The sequence below is a fragment of the Sporosarcina sp. NCCP-2331 genome, assembly GCF_023707945.1.
Classification (GTDB): Bacteria; Bacillota; Bacilli; order Bacillales_A; family Planococcaceae; genus Sporosarcina; species Sporosarcina cascadiensis.
Window position 1 is genome coordinate 1 of the sequence record NZ_BRCD01000069.1, and the last position, 1,852, is coordinate 1,852.

General features: G+C 48.8%; 3 protein-coding genes. All 3 read left to right on the forward strand.

The genetic code is table 11. From position 1 onward, the window contains the following. The first annotated feature begins 18 nt into the window (after positions 1–18). Complete coding sequence (gene tnpA, locus NCCP2331_RS18180; protein WP_251672111.1) at positions 19–366, forward strand: IS66 family insertion sequence element accessory protein TnpA; 348 nt, start codon at positions 19–21, stop codon at positions 364–366. Next, on the forward strand, positions 356–715 hold the full coding sequence (gene tnpB / locus NCCP2331_RS18185; RefSeq protein ID WP_251672112.1) for an IS66 family insertion sequence element accessory protein TnpB: 360 nt from the start codon (positions 356–358) through the stop codon (positions 713–715). Before tnpA ends, tnpB begins: the two co-directional genes overlap by 11 nt. 52 nt (positions 716–767) lie before the next feature. Further along, a partial coding sequence (gene tnpC / locus NCCP2331_RS18190) for an IS66 family transposase (protein ID WP_251672113.1) occupies positions 768–1,852 on the forward strand: 1,085 nt, incomplete at its 3' end.

Sequence of the window (1,852 nt, forward strand, 5' to 3'; positions counted from 1 at the left end):
TGAAAGGAAGTTGAGAATATGAAACCAACGACTGAAGAGCCTTCGGCTTTTCTCAGCGAAATAGATCAAGAATGGATTCGAATCATCGAGGACTGGCGGCACAGCGGGGAAACGATAGCGGAGTGGGTCAGAAAACAGGATCAGTTTTCGTATGATCAATTCATGAATGCACGTAAGCGGTTATTTCCTGAAGACATTAAAAGAAGTGATTTTGTAGAACAGGAAATTACTTGGTCCTCTGTGGCTGTGACGCTTCCTTCCTCCACCATCGATCTCCACCTTCGCGAATATAAATTGGTGATTGGTAGCGGCTTTGATCAAGAGTTACTACGAGAACTTTTGGAGGTGCTGAACGATGCGGATTAATCTGGACGGCATCAAAGGAATCTACCTTGCCCATGGGGCAACCGATATGCGGCTTTCTATAGACGGATTATCGGCGAAAGTGCAGGAAACCTTTCAGATGGATCCCTGTACATCTAATCTATTTATTTTTTGTAACAGAGACCGGGATCGAGTCAAGATTCTACATTGGGACTATAACGGATTCTGGTTGTATTATCGACGGTTAGAGACCGGGCGTTTTCATTGGCCTGACGGCCACGGCGAAGAGGCCACCTCCGTCAGCCCACGTCAGCTACGATGGATGCTGGATGGACTGACGATAGAAGACGGGAAAGCCTTTCCTCGGGTAATGGGAACGAAAGTTGTATAAAAAGTTGTAAAATAAAGAAGGAATTTGGCTGGTTTTGACGAATTCCTATCTTATGAAAAATTTACAGAACACCTCATCCCAGACAACTGAACAGAATGAACGCGTCATCGTGCTGGAACAGGAAGTCGCTAGACTCTCTGCTCTGGTCTCTTGGTATGAGGAGCAGTTCCGCCTCAAGAAAAAGCAGGAGTTCGGTCGTTCCAGCGAAAAGTCCCCCAGCGGACAACTGGAACTCGAGCTTTTCAACGAGGCAGAAAACCTAGTGGATTCCTGTCAAGAAACAGTGGATATAGACACAACAGATCCTTCCGAAAAAGAGAAGAAGCCCCGGGAAAGACGACTGACCTTCTCGGCGGATCTGCCCGTAGAGAGTGTGACGTACAGCTTGCCCCCTGAGGAGCAGGCTTGTTTGGATTGCGGACATATGATGCACCTCATGAAGACAGACATTCGGCGAGAACTCGTGGTGATTCCTGCCCGCGTAAAAGTAGTGGAACATGAACGAGAAGTATACGCTTGCAGACATTGCGACCAAGAGGGTATCCGAACGCCGATCGTTTCTGCACCGATGCCGAATCCTGTTCTCCCGAAAAGCATGGCTTCCCCTTCCATTCTGGCCTTCCTGATTTGCCAGAAATACCTGTTCGGATTGCCGCTTTACCGATTGGAAGAAGTGTTTCAGCAGGCAGGAGCACCGGTTTCCAGGCAGACCCTTTCCAACTGGTTACTCCAGGTATCTGAGAAGTGGATCCTGCCACTCTATGAAAGGATGCATGACCTACTTCTGTCAGCAGACAGACTCCATGCGGATGAAACAGGGGTGCAGGTATTGCGGGAAAAAGGACGCAGTCCTTCCTCTTCTTCTTATATGTGGCTGTACCGCACAGGTCAATACGAGAAGCCGTGCGTGTTATATGAGTATCAGCCGAGCCGTGCGTCTGACCACCCCGTACACTTTCTGAAAGGTTTCCAGGGTACGCTGCACGTCGATGGATATCCAGGGTATCAAAAGCTGGAGGGCGTTCTGCTTTCTGGCTGTTGGGCTCATCTTCGAAGGAAGTTTAATGAGACATCACATGCTATCCCCAAAAAATCGGAGAGAAGGCGTACACTGACTGATGAGGCGTTACGCCGGAT